The sequence below is a fragment of the Bradyrhizobium zhengyangense genome, assembly GCF_022012435.1.
In the GTDB taxonomy this organism is placed as follows: Bacteria; Pseudomonadota; Alphaproteobacteria; order Rhizobiales; family Xanthobacteraceae; genus Bradyrhizobium; species Bradyrhizobium zhengyangense.
On record NZ_JAKLUA010000001.1, the window covers coordinates 158322 to 176194 of the forward strand.

Below are 17873 nucleotides of genomic sequence, written 5' to 3' on the forward strand. Positions count from 1 at the left end.
GTCCCGCGAGATCGTTAGCGCAAGTCGTGAACACACGACGATTAGCGCAAACATCAACATCGGGAGTGATCAATGAACAAGGTGGAATTCCTCGGCGTGACCCAAAGTCCGTTCGCCGAACGCTACGACAATTTCATCGGCGGCAAGTTCGTCGCGCCGATCTCGGGCAAATATTTCGACAACGCCTCGCCGGTGACCGGCAAGGTCGTCTGCAAGATCGCGCGCTCCGAAGCGCAGGACGTCGAAGCGGCGCTCGACGCGGCCCATGCCGCCAAGGCCGCGTGGGGACGCACCAGCGTCGCCGAGCGCGCTGCGATCCTCAATCGCATCGCCGATCGCATGGAGGAGAATCTCGAGCGCCTCGCGGTCGCCGAGACCTGGGACAACGGCAAGCCGATCCGTGAGACCCGGGCCGCCGACCTGCCGCTCGCCATCGATCATTTCCGCTATTTCGCGGGCGTCGTCCGCGCCCAGGAAGGCTCGATCGGCGAGATCGACCACGACACCATCGCCTATCATTTCCACGAGCCGCTCGGCGTCGTCGGCCAGATCATTCCCTGGAACTTCCCGCTGCTGATGGCGTGCTGGAAGCTCGCGCCGGCGCTCGCTGCGGGCAATTGCGTGGTGTTGAAGCCCGCCGAGCAGACGCCGGCCTCAATCATGGTCTGGGCCGAGATCATCGGCGATCTCCTGCCGCCTGGTGTGCTCAACATCGTCAACGGCTTTGGCCTGGAGGCCGGCAAGCCGCTCGCCTCCAGCCCTCGCATTTCCAAGATCGCCTTCACCGGCGAGACCACGACGGGCCGGCTGATCATGCAATATGCCAGCCAGAACCTGATCCCCGTGACGCTCGAGCTCGGCGGCAAATCGCCGAACATCTTCTTCAAGGACGTCACCGCCGAGGACGACGACTTCTTCGACAAGGCGATCGAAGGCTTTGTCATGTTCGCGCTGAACCAGGGTGAGGTCTGCACCTGTCCGAGCCGGGCGCTCGTGCATGCGGACATCTACGATCGCTTCATGGACCGGGCGCTCAAGCGGGTGGCCGCCATCAAGCAGGGCGATCCGCGTGCAGCCGACACCATGATCGGTGCGCAGGCTTCCGGCGAGCAGCTCGCAAAAATCCTGTCCTATATCGACATCGGCAAGCAGGAGGGTGCCAAGGTCCTGGCCGGCGGCGGACGGGCCGAGCTCGGCGGCGACCTCTCGGGTGGCTTCTACGTCCAGCCGACGGTGTTCGAAGGCAACAACAAGATGCGGATCTTCCAGGAGGAGATCTTCGGACCCGTCGTCTCGGTCACGACCTTCAAGACCGATGACGAAGCGCTCGCGATTGCCAACGACACGCTCTATGGCCTCGGGGCCGGCGTCTGGAGCCGCGATGCCAACCGCTGCTACCGCTTCGGCCGCGCGATCCAGGCGGGCCGGGTCTGGACCAACTGCTACCACGCCTATCCCGCCCATGCCGCGTTCGGCGGCTACAAGCAGTCAGGCGTCGGTCGCGAGACCCACAAGATGATGCTCGATCACTACCAGCAGACCAAGAACCTCCTGGTCAGCTACAGCCCGAAGAAGCTCGGCTTCTTCTGATCGAGCAGGCACAGGCGGCGTCATGTCGGCGCCGCCTGTGCAGATCGGCGATCGCCGCCCCACCGTCATCCGTCTGTCAGATTGTTGAGACAAGACGACAGCCCGATCGCGACGACGCGATGCCAGGCACAGACGGAGGCGCGGCCATGACGACCAATCCCTTGCAGCGGAAGATACATGTCGGAGCGATGCTGCTCGGCGTGGCGGCCCTGGCGTCGCTTGCGCCGTCCCTGGCCTGCGCGCAGACCGCTCCGGCCAGCGCAAAACCCTTCCTGACCGTCGACGGAAAGGCGCCGCTGATTCTCGGACATCGCGGCGTGCCGGGCCTGGTGCCCGAAGAGACCGAGGCCTCGTACGATCTCGCTGCCGCGCTCGGAACCGACGCGCTCGAAGAGGATCTGCACCTCACCAAGGATTGCGTCCTGGTCGCGCGCCACAACCCCTGGCTGGCCGACAACACCAATGTCGCCGAAGTCGCGAAGACCAACCCTGTCGTCGCGGCACGCAAGCGCACGGTATCAGGTATGCGCGTCAAGGCTCCGGCCGCCGCCGGGACGCCCGTTGACTATCTCACGGATCTCACCAATCCCGCCGATCCCAAATCGGTGCTGAAGTCATTGATCGTCGACGGTGAGGATCACACCAACGACTGGTCGATCACCGATTTCACGATGGCCGAGCTGAAGCAATGGATCGGCGGGACCACCTATGACGCCGCCAACGAGCGGCCGAAGATCTTCAACGGCAAATTCCCCGTCATCAGCTTCCAGGACATCCTCGACATCGCCAAGGCCAAGAGCAAGGAGACCGGGCGTCCCATCCTGGTCTATCCGGAAACCAAGAACCCGACCTGGAACAATGCTCAGGCGATCGCAAACGGCTGCGGCGCGCCGGGCAGCCATCCGCTCGAGGATGCCCTGATCAAGATCATCAGCGACAACGGCCTCAACACCAAGGACGCGCCCATCTTCGTTCAGAGCTTCGAGCCCGGCAGCCTGAAATACATGCGCAGCCACGGCCTTCAGACCCGGCAGGTCCAGCTCATCGACGGCAATGGCATCGACTTCAAATCCGGCAAGGTGCTGCTCGACAACATCACCAATTCACGTCCGTTCGACTGGACGGTTGCAGGCGATGCGCGCCTGTACGATGCGATGCTGACGCCTGAGGGCCTGGCTGACATCAAGACCTATGCAGACGGCATCGGCCCGTGGAAAGCTTATATCGTTCCGCTGAAGGTCGCCTCGTGGAAGGACACCAAAGCCGACGGCACGCCCTACAAGGGATCGACACCGGAGGCTTCGACGCAGGAGGCGACCAGCCTGATTGCCGACGCGCACAAGCTCGGCCTGTTCGTCCACGTCTTCACGTTCCGTAACGAGAAGAAATATCTCGCGGCCGACTATCACGCCGATCCGGCCCAGGAATATCTCAAGTTCTTCCGTCTCGGTGTCGACGGCGTTTTCACCGACTTCACGCACACAGGCGTTGCCGCCCGTGCTGCGTATTTGCGCGAGTTGGGCTGGTAGCCCGACCGCTCGAATCGGACACGCATCGGGACGTCAGCGCCCGAGATATGCGTGTCCGATGTCGTTGCCTCATCTGCGTGCAGAGCTCTCGCAGGCGAGGAGCGAATGTTGCCTGATCAGCGCCAAAGGTTTTGCAAAATTTCGGCCACGTTGCAGTGCGGCATAATGAAAGTCGCGCCATGCCGCTGCGGTGCTTTCACACGCGATTGAGTTGGGTTAGAGAGGACCTAGATTTCTCTGACCCGGAATTCCAATGGCCGCACCCAAGAAAGCCGCCGCAAGCGCTGAGCAAGACAAAACCAACGGCGGTTCGCCCCCGGAGTTCACCAGGGAGCAGGAGCTGAAGGCGCTCCGCGACATGCTCCTGATCCGGCGGTTCGAGGAAAAGGCCGGCCAGCTCTATGGCATGGGTGCGATCGGCGGTTTCTGCCATCTCTATATCGGCCAGGAGGCCGTGGTAGTTGGTATGCAGATGGCCCTGAAGCAGGGCGATCAGGTCATCACCGGCTATCGCGACCACGGTCATATGCTTGCGACCGGCATGGACGCCAACGGCGTAATGGCCGAGCTCACGGGACGCCGCGGCGGCTATTCCAAGGGCAAGGGCGGCTCCATGCACATGTTTAGCAAGGAGAAGCACTTCTACGGCGGCCACGGCATCGTCGGTGCGCAGGTCTCGCTTGGCACTGGTCTCGCATTCGCTAACAATTATCGCAGCAACGGCAATGTCAGCGTAACCTATTTCGGCGACGGCGCAGCCAACCAGGGCCAGGTCTATGAGAGCTTCAACATGGCGGAGCTCTGGAAGCTGCCGGTGATCTACGTCATCGAGAACAACCGCTACGCCATGGGCACTTCGGTCTCGCGCGCGTCGGCGCAGCAGGATTTCTCCAAGCGCGGCGTGTCCTTCAACATCCCCGGCAAGCAGGTCGACGGCATGGACGTCCGCGCCGTCAAGGCCGCGGGCGAAGAGGCGGCGGCCTGGTGCCGCGCCGGCAAGGGCCCCTTCATCCTGGAGATGCAGACCTACAGATATCGCGGCCATTCGATGTCCGACCCTGCAAAATACCGTACGCGCGAGGAGGTCGAGAAGGTCCGCCACGATCAGGATCCGATCGAGCAGGTACGCAACCGCCTGCTTGCGGCGAAGGTGAGCGAGGCTGACCTCAAGGCGATCGATGCCGAGGTGCGCGACATCGTCAACGCATCCGCCGACTTTGCCCAGCATGATCCCGAGCCGGATGCCGCCGAGCTCTGGACCGACGTTTACCGCTAAGACGCGCGCAAGCTTTCTTTGGAGTCGATATGCCAATTCAAGTGCTGATGCCCGCGTTGTCGCCCACGATGGAAAAGGGCAACCTCGCCAAATGGCTGAAAAAAGAGGGTGAGACGATCAAATCCGGCGACGTCATCGCCGAGATCGAGACCGACAAGGCCACCATGGAGGTCGAGGCGACCGATGAGGGCACGCTCGGCAAGATCCTGATCCCGGAAGGCACCGCCGACGTTGCCGTGAACACGCCGATCGCGACCATTTTGGCGGATGGCGAGAGCGCCGCCGATCTTGCAAAGGCGCCTGCACCGGCGGCGAAGGCCGCAGAGTCTGCACCGCCAGCCGCTGCCAAGGCCGAAGCGCCTGCGCCCAAGGCTGCACCTGCGCCACAGGCCGTCGCCGAGCCCGATCCCGAAGTGCCCGCCGGCACCGAGATGATCACCCAGACCATCCGCGAAGCGCTGCGCGACGCCATGGCCGAAGAAATGCGCCGCGACCCTGATGTGTTCGTGATGGGCGAAGAGGTCGCCGAATATCAGGGCGCCTACAAGGTGACGCAAGGCCTGCTGCAGGAGTTCGGCGCCAGACGCGTGATCGATACCCCGATCACCGAGCACGGCTTTGCCGGCGTCGGCGTCGGCGCTGCCATGACCGGGCTCAAGCCGGTCGTCGAGTTCATGACCTTCAACTTCGCCATGCAGGCGATCGACCAGATCATCAACTCCGCCGCCAAGACGCTCTACATGTCCGGCGGCCAGATGGGCTGCTCGATCGTGTTCCGCGGTCCGAACGGCGCAGCCGCGCGCGTTGCCGCCCAGCACAGCCAGGACTATTCGGCCTGGTATTCGAACGTCCCGGGTCTCAAGGTCGTCGCGCCGTTCTCGGCCGCGGACTACAAGGGCCTGCTCAAGGCCGCGATCCGCGATCCCAATCCGGTGATCTTCCTCGAGAACGAGGTGCTCTACGGTCACACCGGCGAGGTGCCGAAGCTCGACGATTTCATCGTTCCGATCGGCAAGGCGCGCATCGTGCGCGCGGGCAGCCATGTCTCGATCATCTCCTGGTCGAACGGCATGACCTATGCCCTGAAGGCCGCCGACGAGCTCGCCAAGGAAGGCATCGAGGCCGAGGTGATCGACCTGCGCACGCTGCGGCCGATGGACACCGAGACGATCATCAACTCCGTCAAGAAGACCGGCCGCGCCGTCACGGTGGAAGAGGGCTGGGCCCAGAGCGGCGTCGGCGCCGAGATCGCCGCGCGCATCATGGAGAACGCCTTCGATTATCTCGACGCGCCGGTTGCGCGCGTTGCCGGCAAGGACGTGCCGATGCCTTATGCCGCGAACCTGGAGAAGCTCGCGCTGCCCTCGGCGGCTGAGGTCGTCGAGGCCGCCAAAGCCGTCTGCTACAGGTAGACCATGGCGGGCCCGAAGGAGCAGCCACTGCCGCCCGACGTCATAACCCGCGACGATGCGGTCGAGATCCTGCGCGTTTTCGTGCTGGATGGCGGGCTGTCGATGGCATTCCAGCGCGCCTTCGAGGAGCCCGACATGTGGGGCCTGCTGCTGGTCGATCTCGCCCGCCACGCCGCGCGCGCCTATGCGCGCGAGAGCGAATACACCGAGGAGGACGCGCTGAACCGGATCCTCGACATGTTCCAGGCCGAGATCGAGCGTCCGACCGACACCGGCACCACGACGCCGCGCGGGAAGGGACACTGACCGTGGCGATTGAAGCGCACCATTACGATTTCATGCTGGAGGCGATCCGCGAGGCAGAGGCCTCGATCGCGCAAGGCGGTCTGCCGATCGGCGCCGTGCTGACGCGCGGCGACAGGATCATCGCCCGTGGCCACAACAACCGCGTGCAGGAGAACAATCCGATCCTGCACGGCGAGATGAGCTGCCTGCGTGAGGCCGGCGCGATCTCGTTCCACGACACCGTCATGTACACCACGCTGTCGCCATGTTCGATGTGTGCCGGCGCGCTCGCTCTGTTCAAGGTCAAGCTCGTGGTGATCGGCGAATCCGTCACCTTTGAGGGATCCAAGGACATTCTCGACAAGTTCGGGATTCCCTGGATCGACCTTGCCGACGATCGCTCCATCACCATGATGAAGAATTGGCGCTCCATCCCTGCCAATGAGCGCCTCTGGCAAGGCGACATCGGCAACTAAACCTGGTCTGTTCGTCTTCACTTTCGGGGACGACGTTTTGAGAAGTTCTTCGTGAGGTCAGCATGCCCATCAACATCCTGATGCCAGCTCTTTCGCCGACGATGGAGAAGGGCAACCTCGCCAAGTGGCTGAAGAAGGAAGGCGACAAGGTCAAGTCAGGCGACGTCATCGCCGAGATCGAGACCGACAAGGCCACCATGGAGGTCGAGGCCATCGACGAGGGCACGATCGCCAAGATCCTGGTGCCCGAGGGCACGCAGGACGTCCCGGTCAACGACGTGATCGCGGTGCTCGCCGGCGAAGGCGAGGACGTGAAGGCCGCGGGTAGCGCCAAGCCCAGCGCCTCCGCCGCGCCGCCCAAGGCGGCCGAGGCTCCCGCTGCTGCACCGGCGCCTGCGCCTGCTGCACCCAAGGCTGCTCCGGCACCTGCCGCCGCTCCGGCACCGCAAGCTGCCGCACCGGCCGCGCAGAGCAACGGCCATGCCGGCCGCATGTTCTCATCGCCGCTGGCGCGGCGTCTCGCCAAGGAAGCCGGCATCGACGTCGGGATGGTCACCGGCACCGGTCCTCACGGCCGCGTGGTTGCGCGCGACGTCGAACAGGCCAAGTCGGGCAAGGGCCTCAAGGCGCCTGCCGCCGCGCCGTCCGCCGGTGCACCCACGATCGCGCCGACCATGTCGGACAAGCAGATCCTGTCGCTGTTCGAGCCGGGCTCCTACGACGTCGTTCCGCATGACGGCATGCGCCGCACCATCGCGCAGCGCCTGACCGCGTCGATCCAGAACGTCCCGCACTTCTATCTCACCATCGACTGCGACATCGGCAAGCTGCTCGCCGCGCGCGAGGAGATCAATGCGGCAGCTCCGAAGGACAAGGAGAAGAAGCCGCTCTACAAGATCTCGGTCAATGACTTCGTCATCAAGGCGATGGCGGTGGCGCTGCAGAAGATCCCGAACTGCAATGTCAGCTGGACCGAGTCAGGCATGGTCAAGCACCATCACTCCGACGTCGGTGTCGCCGTGGCGATGCCGGGCGGCCTGATCACGCCGATCATCCGCAAGGCCGAGACCAAGACGCTCTCGACCATCTCCAACGAGATGAAGGACTTTGCCGCGCGCGCCCGCTCGCGCAAGCTGAAGCCGGAAGAGTACCAGGGCGGCACCACCGCCGTCTCCAACCTCGGCATGTTCGGCATCAGCCACTTCACCGCTGTGATCAACCCGCCGCACGCCACGATCCTCGCGGTCGGCACCAGCGAGGAGCGTCCGGTCGTGCGCGGCGGCAAGATCGAGATCGCGAGCATGATGAGCGTGACGCTGTCCTGCGATCACCGCGCCATCGACGGCGCGCTCGGCGCCGAGCTGATCGGCGCCTTCAAGCAGCTGATCGAAAACCCCGTCATGATGATGGTGTGAGCCGCGAACGTTGCATACGTAGGGTGGGCAAAGGCGCAAAGCGCCGTGCCCACCTTATTTCATAGTGTTGGAAGGCGGTGGGCACGCTTCGCTTTGCCCACCCTACGAAGTTCAGTTGAATGGGAGCCGCAATGGCCGACACATCCTTCGACGTCATCATCATCGGCTCCGGCCCCGGCGGCTACGTCACCGCGATCCGCGCCGCTCAGCTCGGCTTCAAGACCGCGATCGTCGAGAAGTCCTATCTCGGAGGTATCTGCCTGAACTGGGGCTGCATCCCGACGAAAGCGCTGCTGCGCTCGGCCGAGATCTACCACTACATGCAGCACGCCAAGGACTATGGCCTGTCGGCAGAGAAGGTCTCGTTCGATCCGAAGGCCGTGGTGCAGCGTTCGCGCGGCGTCTCCAAGCGGTTGAACGACGGCGTCGGCTTCCTGATGAAGAAGAATAAGGTCAGCGTGATCTGGGGCGCGGCTTCGATCGACGCGCCCGGCAAGATCACCGTGAAGAAGTCCGACGTCGAGGGCCCGAAGGGCTCGCTGGGCGAGGGGGCCTATCAGGCCAAGCACATCATCGTCGCCACCGGCGCGCGGCCGCGCGTGCTGCCGGGGCTCGAGCCCGACAAGAAGCTGATCTGGACCTACTTTGAAGCGATGGTGCCCGAGCGGATGCCGAAGTCGTTGCTGGTGGTCGGCTCCGGCGCGATCGGCATCGAGTTTGCCTCGTTCTTCCATACCATGGGCTCTGACGTCACCGTGGTCGAGGTGCTGCCGCAGATCCTGCCCGTCGAAGACGCCGAGATCGCCGGCCTCGCGCGCAAACGCCTGGAGAAGCTGGGCATCAAGATCATGTCCTCGACCAAGGTGACCAAGCTGGAGAAGAAAGCCGACAGCGTCGTTGCCACCATCGACGACGGCAAGGGCAAGCCCGTGACCACCGAATTCGAGCGTGTGATCTCGGCCGTCGGCGTCGTCGGCAACATCGAGAATCTCGGCCTCGAAAAACTGGGTGTGAAGACCGACCGCGGCTGCATCGTCATCGACGGCTACGGCAAGACCAACATCCCCGGCATCTACGCCATCGGCGACGTCGCTGGTCCCCCGATGCTCGCCCACAAGGCCGAGCATGAGGGCGTGATCTGCATCGAGGCGATCAAGGGCCTGCATCCGCATCCCATGGACAAGCTGATGATCCCGGGCTGCACCTACTGTCATCCGCAGGTCGCCTCGGTCGGCCTGACCGAAGCCAAGGCCAAGGAGAACGGCCGCGAGATCCGCGTCGGCCGCTTCCCCTTCGTCGGCAACGGCAAGGCGATTGCGCTGGGCGAGGACCAGGGCCTGGTCAAGGTCATCTTCGACAAGAAGACCGGCCAGCTGCTCGGCGCCCACATGGTCGGCGCTGAAGTCACCGAGCTGATCCAGGGCTATGTCGTCGCCATGAACCTGGAGACGACGGAAGAAGAGCTGATGCACACCGTGTTCCCGCATCCGACCCTGTCGGAAATGATGAAGGAAGCGGTGCTGGATGCGTACGGGCGGGTGTTGAATATTTAGCCACCGCCGTCATTGCGAGCGAAGCGAAGCAATCCAGACTGCCTCTGTGAAAAGACCCTGGATTGCTTCGCTGCGCTCGCAATGACGAGCAGAGAAAGCCGATTGCAAAACAAGAAGAGGAAATCACCCCATGCACGACAACGACAACCTCACCATCGAACGCCCGACCTTCGTCACGCATCTCGAATGCGCCATGGAGGGCGATCATTACGCCGCCGACCAGGTCCACAACCTCTCCAAAGCGGGCAAGCCTCTGCTCGTTCGCTACGACCTCGCCGGCGTGAAGAAGGCGCTCACCAGGGACGCGCTCGCTCAGCGTCCCGGCGACATGTGGCGCTATCGCGAGCTCTTGCCGGTGCGCAAATGCAGGGACATCGTCTCGCTCGGTGAGGTCACGACGCCGCTGATCCGGCTGCCCAAGCTCGGCAAGAAGCTCGGCGGCGGCGAGATCATCGTCAAGGACGAGGGTCGTTTGCCGACCGGCTCGTTCAAGGCGCGCGGCCTCGTGATGGCGGTGTCGATGGGTAAGGCGCTCGGCATCAAGCACATGGCGATGCCGACCAACGGCAATGCCGGCGCCGCGCTGGCGGCCTACGCGACATCCTGCGGCATCAAGACCACGATCTTCTGCCCGGCCGATACGCCGGAGGTGAATGTCAGCGAGATCGAGCTCCAGGGCGCGACCGTCTACCGCGTCAACGGCTATATCGACGATTGCGGCAAGATCGTCGGCGAGGGCAAGGCAAAGGTCGGCTGGTTCGACACCTCCACGCTGAAGGAGCCGTACCGGATCGAAGGCAAGAAGACGATGGGCCTCGAGCTCGCCGAGCAACTCGGCTGGGACGTGCCCGACGTGATCTTCTATCCGACCGGCGGCGGCACCGGCCTGATCGGCATGTGGAAGGCGTTCGACGAACTGGAAAAGATCGGCTTCATCGGCTCCAAGCGCCCGCGCATGGTCGCGGTACAGGCCTCCGGCTGCGCGCCGATGGTGCGGGCCTATGAGGCCGGCACCGAGCACGCCACGCGCTGGGAGGACGCCCACACCATTGCTTCAGGCATCCGTGTGCCGCAAGCGATCGGCGATTTCCTGATCCTGCGCGCCGTGCGCGAGAGCAAGGGGTTTGCGATTGCTGTCGATGACGACAAGATCTCGTCGGCGCTGAACGAGGTCGCGCGCGAGGAGGGGCTCTTGCTGTGCCCCGAGGGCGCCGCGACCTATGCTGCCTACAAGGAAAGCCTCGCCGACGACCGCGTCTCGAAGACTGACCGCGTCATGCTGTTCAACTGCGCCACGGGCTTGAAATATCCGCTGCCGCCGGTCACCCGCACGCTCGACCGCCACAAGCCGATCGATTACGCGCAGTTCTGACGCGTCATTTCGTCTCTTCACGAACGATCGCTCTTCCCGTACGCGGGAAGAGACAAGAACAAGAATGATATCGTCGGGAGACCACAATGAAGAAGGCTGTCTGGGCCGGGCTGATCGGCATTCTCGCTCTCACCAGTGTCGCGCGCGCCGACGATTATCCGTCGCATCCCATCACCATCATCGTTCCCTTCGCGGCCGGCGGCCCGTCCGATGCAATGGCGCGCGTGCTGGCCGAGCGGATGCGCCAGTCGCTCGGCCAGGCGCTGGTGATCGAGAACGTCACCGGCGCCGGCGGCTCGATCGGGGTGGGGCGCGCCGTCCATTCGCCGCCTGATGGCTACACCATCTCGTTCGGCCATCTCGGCACCCATGTCGCCAACGGCGCCGTCTACAAGCTCAACTACGATCTCGTCACCGATCTCGAGCCGGTGGTGCTCTTGCCGAGCAATCCGATGATCGTGGTCAGCAAGAATGCGGTGCCGGCGAAATCGCTGAAGGAGCTGCTGGAGTGGCTGAAGTCGCGGCCGACGCCGCCGACGGCGGGAACGGCCGGCGCAGGATCCGGCAGCCACATCGCCGGCGTCTATTTCGAAAGCGTCTCCGGCATCAAGCTGCAATACGTGCCGTATCGCGGCACGGCGCCGGCGTTGAACGACCTCATCGCCGGCCAGATCGACATCATCGTCGACCAGACCTCCAACTCCATCAACCAGGTCCGCGCCGGCACCATTCGCGCCTACGCCATCACCGACGACAAGCGCCTCGCCTCGGCGCCCGACATCCCGACCGCGGATGAAGCGGGCCTGAAGGGCTTCAACATGACGCTGTGGTCGGGCCTGTGGGTGCCGAAGGGCACGCCGAAGGAGATCGTCGCCAAGCTCAACGCCGCCGCCGTGGAAGCGCTGAACGATCCCGCCGTGAGGAAGCAGCTCGAAAGCCAGGGCCTGGAGATGACGCCGAAAGATCAGCTCACCCCGGAGGCGCTCGGCGTCAGGCAGAAGGCCGAGATCGCGAAGTGGTGGCCGATCATCAAGGCGGCGAACATCAACGTGGAGTGAGGAGGGTCCGCTTCTACTCCGGCCCCACAAACCCCACCGGCACCGCCTTGGCGCTGGCATCCTGCGTCACCACGCGCTGGTCGGTCTTGCCGGCCACCGCGCCGCTACCCTCGAACCGCGCGCGATAGACCAGCACGTTCTCCATCACGCGCTGGACGTAGTTGCGCGTTTCCGAGAGCGGGATGCGCTCGACCCAGTCGACCGGATCGATCTTGGGATCTCTGGGATCGCCGTGCGCCTGCACCCATTCGCGCACGCGGCCGCGGCCGGCATTGTAGCCGGCGAAGGTCATGATCTGGTTGCCGCGATATTCCGACAGCAGCGCGCTAAGCTCGGCCGCGCCCATCTGCGTGTTGTAGACGGGGTCGGAGACCATCTTGTCCCAGTCGTAGGTCACGCCGAAGCGTTTTGCCGTGTCGCGGCCGGCTTCCGGCGTCACCTGCATCAGGCCAACGGCATTGGCCGATGATTTGTCGCGCTGGTTGAACGAGCTCTCGGTGCGCGCCACCGAATAGATCACGCTGGTCTCGATCGCGGGTGCGACCTGCTTGTGCTCAGGGATGCCGATGGTCGGGAAAGCGTAGTGGTCGAGCGCGAGGCCGTGGGCCAGCGCCGACTTGCCAACCTCCAGCATCACGCGCGCGTCGTTGCGTTGGCCGGCGAGCTCGCCAAGCGCCCCGAGCGCGGCGACGTCGGTGCTCTCCTTGGCAAAATCCTCGGCGTAGTAGAACACCGTGTCACGTTCCCCGATGGCATAGAGCATATCGGCGGCGCGTACGCGCTCATCCACGGCCGGCGTGTCGGCGGCGGCCAGCACGGGCGAGGGGGCGCGCAGCTCTAGCCCCTCGAGGCCGAGCCGGGCACGGGCGAGCTGGCCGTAATAGGCGGTCGGATAGCGCGCGGCAGCCTTGTAGCTCTGCTGCGCGTCGGCGGCTGCTCCCATGGCTTCAGCCGCGCGGCCGCGCCAGTAATACCCCCGTGACAGCGCGATCGGATTGGCCGAGCCTTCGTCGATCGCCGCGAAATGCGTCATCGCGGCTTTGGGATCGTCGAGATAGCGCAGCGCAATCCAGCCGCACATGAAGTGATAGTCGACGCGATAGACCTCCATCGCCGGCACGGCGGCCGCGCGCACCACGTCGTAGGCGGTCTGGAATTTGCCCTGGTCAAGCAGCTTTCGCGCGAGCAGACGCCGCTCGCGCCACCATGCATCGGTGTCCTGCACGGCCATCGTGTCGGGCGCAGCAGCCAGGATCACTTCGGCCGCATCGTCGATGTGGTCCTTCTGCAGGTGCCATTGCGCCCGGCACAGCACATAGCCGAGGTCGCGGCGCGCGTCTTGAGGCACGTCCTCGAGATAATCCTTGGCCTTGTTCTCCTTGCCGTTGACGGCGGCGCAGGCCTTGACGATCGCAAGTGAATCCTCGCCAAGACGTTTTGCGGCGCGCCTTGCGCCGGCATAGTCCTTGGCGCCGAGGCGCTTGTCCATGCGGGCCCGATGATCCTCGGGCCGCAACAAATCGTGGAACGCGTCGTAGGAATCCTCTTCGCTGCGCTCGGACAATTCCTCCGAGCGCCACGCCTCGCGCACGAGGCGCGTCGCCCTGTCGCTGTCGCCCTCGGCGATCAGCACGCGTGCCAGCGCAAAATTGCCCTTGGCGCTGATTGGCCGGTCCATCGTGAAGGCGTGCACGGTGGCCGCGTCGCTCTTCTCCTGCCACAGGCGCGCCTCGGCGCGTTTGCGCAGCAGCACGGCGCTCGGCCAATCCGGATTGGCGGCGAGGAAGGCGGCGTAGCGCTTGAAAGGTGCGGTGCTCTCGGAATGGCGCAGCATGAACCAGTCGGCGAGCTTTTGTCCGGCCGGATCGGCAATGCGGTCGCGCGCCGCGGTCGCATCGTCGGTCTTGCCCTTGCGCGCGAGGTCGATCGCGTCCTTCAGCGCGGCGAGGTCGCCCGTCAGCGCCGGCGGCGCGGGCTTGTCCGCAGGCTCCTCGTCCTGCTTCTTCGACTTGCGCTTGGCCTCGGCATGTTTGCCGTGCTTGCCCGATGCAGCATGCCGCTGCTTGCCAGCGGACTTGCTGCCGGTTTTTGCCTCGTGCGTTTTCTTTGACGCAGATGATTTGTGACTGCTCTTCGCTGCCAGCTCGGTGGGAACAAGGGCCAAAGCGGCCACGGCAACGACACACGCGAGCGAGCGTAGGCACTGGTTCATTCGATGGTCCCCCTGCGAAACCACTACAAACCAAGGTCCGCGACGACATGCGGCTTGAGAATCAAGAACGACACCAAAACGATGCCATGACATCGTTTCGCATTCCTCAGGCTCGTTCAACAATGCGGCAAAATACGGATTGGAACTCGCGGAACTTCCGAAATGGCGGAAGTGGCAGTTTCTTTAACCTTTATTAACGAGCAGGGCCTCGCGCGACGGTTGCGGACCGCTCCCGGCGCCAAAACAGCCCGATTGCGCGTGTTCCCCGGCGAAAATCCGGTGTATTGAGTTCCATCCGTCCTCCTTTCAGCCCTTGCCCGAACCTCATGCCGCTTTTCAACCAGTCGATCCGGCGCAAGATCGTCGGCATCGCCCTCGGATTGATCGTCCTGATGCTCGTCACCTCGGTCCTGTCGATGGTGATGTCGAGCCAGGTTGGCATTCTCCTGGACGAGCTGACCAATCGCTACATCCCGGCCTATAGCCATCTGGCCCGCGCCAACATCCGCTCGCTGGAGCGGGCGCTGGCGCTGCGGCAAATGGTCATGAGCAGGATGGGATCGCCGTCGGACGAGGAGGCCTACGCGGCGCGGCTTCGCGACTTCCAGGCATTGGACCGCAAGTTCGAGGAGGAGGCCGAGACCGCTCGCAAGCTGATCAACGCGATCATCGACGATCCAAGGACATCTTCCGACAATGCCGCCCTGGCACGGCTCGACGTCCGCATCGAGACTGCCGTCGCTGAGTTGCGACGCAATCTGGACGAGGGTAACGCGAAACTGCTCAAGCAGGTCGACGCCAACGAGATGGCCGGTGCCCGCGGCACGCTGGAACAGCTCGATGTGCTGCGCGATCAATTCAACCGGCAGGTCGATGCAATCCGCGCCGACATGCTGACGCAGGTCTTCTTCTCGACCTCGCAGGTGATCCGTCGCCAGCATCAGGCGATCGTCATTTCGGGCGTCGTGACGCTGCTCGCAGCCGTCGTCGGATTTGCCTTTGCGTTGCTCGTCTCCGGCGGCATCACGCGCCCGGTGCGGCTGCTGCTCGCCGGTGCCCGCGAGGTCGAGGCCGGCCGCTTCGACAAGAGCATCACCGTCTCGACCCAGGACGAGATCGGCGAACTCGCGGCTGCCTTCAATCGCATGATCGAGCAACTGCGTCACAACGAGCGCATCCGCGAGACCTTTGGCCGCTACATCGATCCCAAGGTGGTGCAGGGCCTGATCGACCGGCCGGAGGTCGCCATCGATGGCCAGCGCCGGGTGATGACCATCATGTTCTCTGACATGAGCGGCTTCACCTCGATGAGCGAAGGCATGACCCCGCGGGGCCTCGTCAAGGTGATGAACCACTATTTCACGGTGATGTCCGCCCCGATCCGGAACAACCGCGGCGTGATCGACAAATATATCGGCGACGCCATCATGTCCTATTGGGGCCCGCCCTTCGTCGAGGAGGACGAGCAGGCACTGCTTGCCGGCCAGTCCGCCATCGACATGGCTGACCAGGTGCCCGCTCTCCAGAAGCAGCTGCCGGACCTGCTTGGCATCCGCGCCATGCCGGTGCCGTGCGACCTGCGCATCGGGATTGCCACCGGCGAGGTTCTGACCGGCAGCATCGGCTCCGAGCTGATGATGAGCTTTACGGTGATGGGCGATGCCGTGAACCTCGCCTCGCGCCTTGAGGCCGCGAACAAGGTCTACGGTACCCGAATCCTGATCTCGCAGGCGACCGCCGAGGCGATTGGATCCGGGCTCGAATTGCGCGAGGTCGACCGCCTTGCGGTGGTCGGCCAGAGTGTGCCGCAGCCGGTGTTCGAGGTGATGGGCAGGGCAGGTGCGCTCACCGCGTCACAGGAGGGGCTGCGCGCGCACTACGCCCAAGCGCTTGCCGCCTATCGCGCATGCCGCTTCACTGAGGCCCGCACCGCGTTCAATGCGGCGCTGGAGAGCGTCCCCGGCGACGGCCCGTCGCAGGCCATGCTTGCGCGCATCGCGCAGTTCGAGACCGCGCCGCCGGCGGCCGATTGGGACGGCGCCTGGCGCATGGACAGCAAATAGCTGTCCGCGCCGGGAATAATTGATTCTACTTCATAACGATGTTCGCCGTGACCCATTTTCCGGGCTTAGGTTTGGTGTCCCTGAGGCGTCTGATGGGGACACGCCGATGACAGAACTTGAGGACAGGCTGGAGCGCTTCGAGACGCTCACCGCCGAATGCGAGCTGATTGCCAAGCTTGCGACCGACAGCAACAAGCGCGAATTCTACCTGAAGCTTTCGGAGCAGTACCGTCAGCTGGCGGTGGACATGCGCCAGGCGATCGCGATCAGGGCCGCCGCCTGACGCCGGCCGGAGGCGCGGCCAAGAGGCGGCCAAGAGGCGGCCAAGAAGCGGCCAAGAAGCGGCCAAGAACGAGGCACGATGTTCCGCATCCGTGTCTGTGCGAGAGGTCGTGCAATCGCAATCCGTTCTTAACACTTGAGACGCATCCTCAATGGGGTCAGGGGATTCGCGCGTTGCGGTTCCCGGCGATGGGAATGCCTGGGGCAAGGTTGCCGTGTAACGTTGCCCGCGAACGTCACTCGTCCGATGGTTGGACATCCCATGCGTCTGCTTGCGGTCGCCTTGTTTGCGCTTTTGACGGCAGCCTGCAACCAGGAGCAGGACGTCACCGGCTCGACCCCGCTCTGCCCGATGCGCAGCTACACCTCCTACAATCCCCGCGACATGAACCAGTGTGTTGCCGCCTGCAAGGCGTGCGACCACGGCAATACCGTGACCTGCACGACCGCCTGCACGCTCCACGGCGCGCGGTGAGGAAAGGCGCTGCGTCGTCTCAGCCGCGCGCTGTCTCGCGCCGCAGTTCCGGGAAAATGGCCTCGTCCTGAAGGATGACGTCGGCCGTTCGCTGATAGTGCGCGGTCAACCGCTTCACCGCCAGGTCGGCATTGCCGCTCAGCACGGCCTCCATGATTGCCGCATGCTCGTCGCCGACGTGGCGTGAGGGGAAGGCTTTGCTGATCGACAGCCGACGGTAACGATAGAGCTGGTCGGCAAGCTGGCCGCAGAACGCGATCAATGATTGCGAGCCGCATTGGCCGATCAGGGTGCGATGGTAGATGCGGTGCAGCTTTTCCCATTCGGGATTGTCCTCAAACTCGGTGGCACTCAGCGAGCGCGGCACGCGGCTCAGCCGATGTTGGGCGAGGACAAGCTGTTCCTCCCAGGCTGGCGTGGACGCTGCCATGGACTCGCGCAGCGCCAGCGCCTCGACCCAGCAGCGCGTCTTGGTCAGTTCGGCGAGCTCCGCGCGGCTGACGTCCTTGACGTAGAAGCCGCGCTGCTCGCGGACCTCGACCAGTCCGTCGGCGGTCAGCCGGTTGAGCGCCTCGCGCAGCGGCGTTTGGCCGGTCTGATAGGTCTCCATCAGAAACCGCATTTGCAGCTTGCGCGATGGGGCGAGGCGTCCGGACAACAAATCCTCGCGCAGCCGGTCATAGACATGGCTCGCCTGCGTCGATGGCGCGGGCAAGGGGGCCGCCGTAGTCAATTCCACCGCTCCAGCCTCCGTTGTTCGCTCAGCTCACGGTTCGTCATCATATACATCTGCTGATGATTCCAAAAAATGTATAAATTTCTATTGCAGAGATGATTTTGTGTAATAAAAGGAAGTTGTCGGTTCGTGAAGGTGC

At 64.1% G+C, this 17873-nt stretch carries 15 protein-coding genes; 13 read left to right on the forward strand and 2 right to left on the reverse strand.

Features of this window, described 5'->3' with window-relative positions:
• Positions 1–72: 72 nt before the first annotated feature.
• The 10 genes from adh to L6637_RS00805 all read left to right on the forward strand — a co-directional run bounded on the left by adh (position 73) and on the right by L6637_RS00805 (position 11966).
• On the forward strand, positions 73–1590 hold the full coding sequence (adh, locus tag L6637_RS00760) for an aldehyde dehydrogenase (RefSeq protein WP_237862088.1): 1518 nt from the start codon (positions 73–75) through the stop codon (positions 1588–1590).
• A gap of 146 nt (positions 1591–1736) precedes the next feature.
• The gene (locus L6637_RS00765; protein ID WP_237862090.1) at positions 1737–3119 is read left to right on the forward strand and encodes a glycerophosphodiester phosphodiesterase family protein; all 1383 of its coding nucleotides are present in this window, start codon (positions 1737–1739) and stop codon (positions 3117–3119) included.
• A gap of 253 nt (positions 3120–3372) precedes the next feature.
• Positions 3373–4395, forward strand: a complete 1023-nt coding sequence (gene pdhA / locus L6637_RS00770) for a pyruvate dehydrogenase (acetyl-transferring) E1 component subunit alpha (RefSeq protein ID WP_237868793.1) — start codon at positions 3373–3375, stop codon at positions 4393–4395.
• A 29-nt stretch (positions 4396–4424) separates the two neighbouring features.
• Positions 4425–5807, forward strand: coding sequence for a pyruvate dehydrogenase complex E1 component subunit beta (locus tag L6637_RS00775; protein ID WP_237862093.1), 1383 nt, complete (start codon positions 4425–4427; stop codon positions 5805–5807).
• 3 nt (positions 5808–5810) lie between these two features.
• Positions 5811–6113, forward strand: coding sequence for a DUF5076 domain-containing protein (locus L6637_RS00780; protein WP_237862095.1), 303 nt, complete (start codon positions 5811–5813; stop codon positions 6111–6113).
• A 2-nt stretch (positions 6114–6115) separates the two neighbouring features.
• Positions 6116–6568 (forward strand): nucleoside deaminase, encoded by a 453-nt coding sequence (locus tag L6637_RS00785; protein WP_237862097.1) that lies wholly within the window; start codon positions 6116–6118, stop codon positions 6566–6568.
• Positions 6569–6630: 62 nt separating this feature from the next.
• Entirely contained in the window at positions 6631–7983 is a 1353-nt protein-coding gene (locus tag L6637_RS00790) for a pyruvate dehydrogenase complex dihydrolipoamide acetyltransferase (protein ID WP_237862099.1), read from the forward strand.
• A 131-nt stretch (positions 7984–8114) separates the two neighbouring features.
• Entirely contained in the window at positions 8115–9536 is a 1422-nt protein-coding gene (gene lpdA, locus L6637_RS00795; RefSeq protein ID WP_237862101.1) for a dihydrolipoyl dehydrogenase, read from the forward strand.
• Between the two features lie 130 nt (positions 9537–9666).
• On the forward strand, positions 9667–10908 hold the full coding sequence (locus L6637_RS00800; RefSeq protein ID WP_237868794.1) for a threonine synthase: 1242 nt from the start codon (positions 9667–9669) through the stop codon (positions 10906–10908).
• An 86-nt stretch (positions 10909–10994) separates the two neighbouring features.
• Positions 10995–11966, forward strand: coding sequence for a tripartite tricarboxylate transporter substrate binding protein BugD (locus L6637_RS00805; RefSeq protein WP_237862105.1), 972 nt, complete (start codon positions 10995–10997; stop codon positions 11964–11966).
• A 13-nt stretch (positions 11967–11979) separates the two neighbouring features.
• Here the strand turns inward: L6637_RS00805 and L6637_RS00810 are convergent, their stop codons facing one another.
• Positions 11980–14178, reverse strand: coding sequence for a lytic transglycosylase domain-containing protein (locus L6637_RS00810; protein ID WP_237862107.1), 2199 nt, complete (start codon positions 14176–14178; stop codon positions 11980–11982).
• 326 nt (positions 14179–14504) lie between these two features.
• Here L6637_RS00810 and L6637_RS00815 point away from each other — a divergent pair, with 326 nt between their 5' ends.
• The 3 genes from L6637_RS00815 to L6637_RS00825 all read left to right on the forward strand — a co-directional run bounded on the left by L6637_RS00815 (position 14505) and on the right by L6637_RS00825 (position 16998).
• The gene (locus L6637_RS00815; RefSeq protein WP_237868795.1) at positions 14505–16241 is read left to right on the forward strand and encodes an adenylate/guanylate cyclase domain-containing protein; all 1737 of its coding nucleotides are present in this window, start codon (positions 14505–14507) and stop codon (positions 16239–16241) included.
• Between the two features lie 106 nt (positions 16242–16347).
• On the forward strand, positions 16348–16524 hold the full coding sequence (locus tag L6637_RS00820; RefSeq protein WP_237862111.1) for a hypothetical protein: 177 nt from the start codon (positions 16348–16350) through the stop codon (positions 16522–16524).
• A 261-nt stretch (positions 16525–16785) separates the two neighbouring features.
• A complete protein-coding gene (locus tag L6637_RS00825; protein WP_237862113.1) occupies positions 16786–16998 on the forward strand; it encodes a hypothetical protein in 213 nt (70 codons plus the stop codon).
• Between the two features lie 19 nt (positions 16999–17017).
• Here L6637_RS00825 and L6637_RS00830 read toward each other — a convergent pair whose 3' ends face one another.
• The gene (locus L6637_RS00830) at positions 17018–17731 is read right to left on the reverse strand and encodes a GntR family transcriptional regulator (protein ID WP_237868797.1); all 714 of its coding nucleotides are present in this window, start codon (positions 17729–17731) and stop codon (positions 17018–17020) included.
• Between the last annotated feature and the right edge of the window lie 142 nt (positions 17732–17873).

What these genes read in the sequence shown, in the direction of transcription:
- adh (WP_237862088.1), top strand. Translation starts at nt 73, where the DNA reads ATGAACAAGGTGGAATTCCTCGGCGTGACCCAAAGTCCGTTCGCCGAA.
- L6637_RS00765 (WP_237862090.1), top strand. Translation starts at nt 1,737, where the DNA reads ATGACGACCAATCCCTTGCAGCGGAAGATACATGTCGGAGCGATGCTG.
- pdhA (WP_237868793.1), top strand. Translation starts at nt 3,373, where the DNA reads ATGGCCGCACCCAAGAAAGCCGCCGCAAGCGCTGAGCAAGACAAAACC.
- L6637_RS00775 (WP_237862093.1), top strand. Translation starts at nt 4,425, where the DNA reads ATGCCAATTCAAGTGCTGATGCCCGCGTTGTCGCCCACGATGGAAAAG.
- L6637_RS00780 (WP_237862095.1), top strand. Translation starts at nt 5,811, where the DNA reads ATGGCGGGCCCGAAGGAGCAGCCACTGCCGCCCGACGTCATAACCCGC.
- L6637_RS00790 (WP_237862099.1), top strand. Translation starts at nt 6,631, where the DNA reads ATGCCCATCAACATCCTGATGCCAGCTCTTTCGCCGACGATGGAGAAG.
- lpdA (WP_237862101.1), top strand. Translation starts at nt 8,115, where the DNA reads ATGGCCGACACATCCTTCGACGTCATCATCATCGGCTCCGGCCCCGGC.
- L6637_RS00800 (WP_237868794.1), top strand. Translation starts at nt 9,667, where the DNA reads ATGCACGACAACGACAACCTCACCATCGAACGCCCGACCTTCGTCACG.
- L6637_RS00805 (WP_237862105.1), top strand. Translation starts at nt 10,995, where the DNA reads ATGAAGAAGGCTGTCTGGGCCGGGCTGATCGGCATTCTCGCTCTCACC.
- L6637_RS00810 (WP_237862107.1), bottom strand. Translation starts at nt 14,178, where the DNA reads ATGAACCAGTGCCTACGCTCGCTCGCGTGTGTCGTTGCCGTGGCCGCT.
- L6637_RS00815 (WP_237868795.1), top strand. Translation starts at nt 14,505, where the DNA reads ATGCCGCTTTTCAACCAGTCGATCCGGCGCAAGATCGTCGGCATCGCC.
- L6637_RS00820 (WP_237862111.1), top strand. Translation starts at nt 16,348, where the DNA reads ATGACAGAACTTGAGGACAGGCTGGAGCGCTTCGAGACGCTCACCGCC.
- L6637_RS00825 (WP_237862113.1), top strand. Translation starts at nt 16,786, where the DNA reads ATGCGTCTGCTTGCGGTCGCCTTGTTTGCGCTTTTGACGGCAGCCTGC.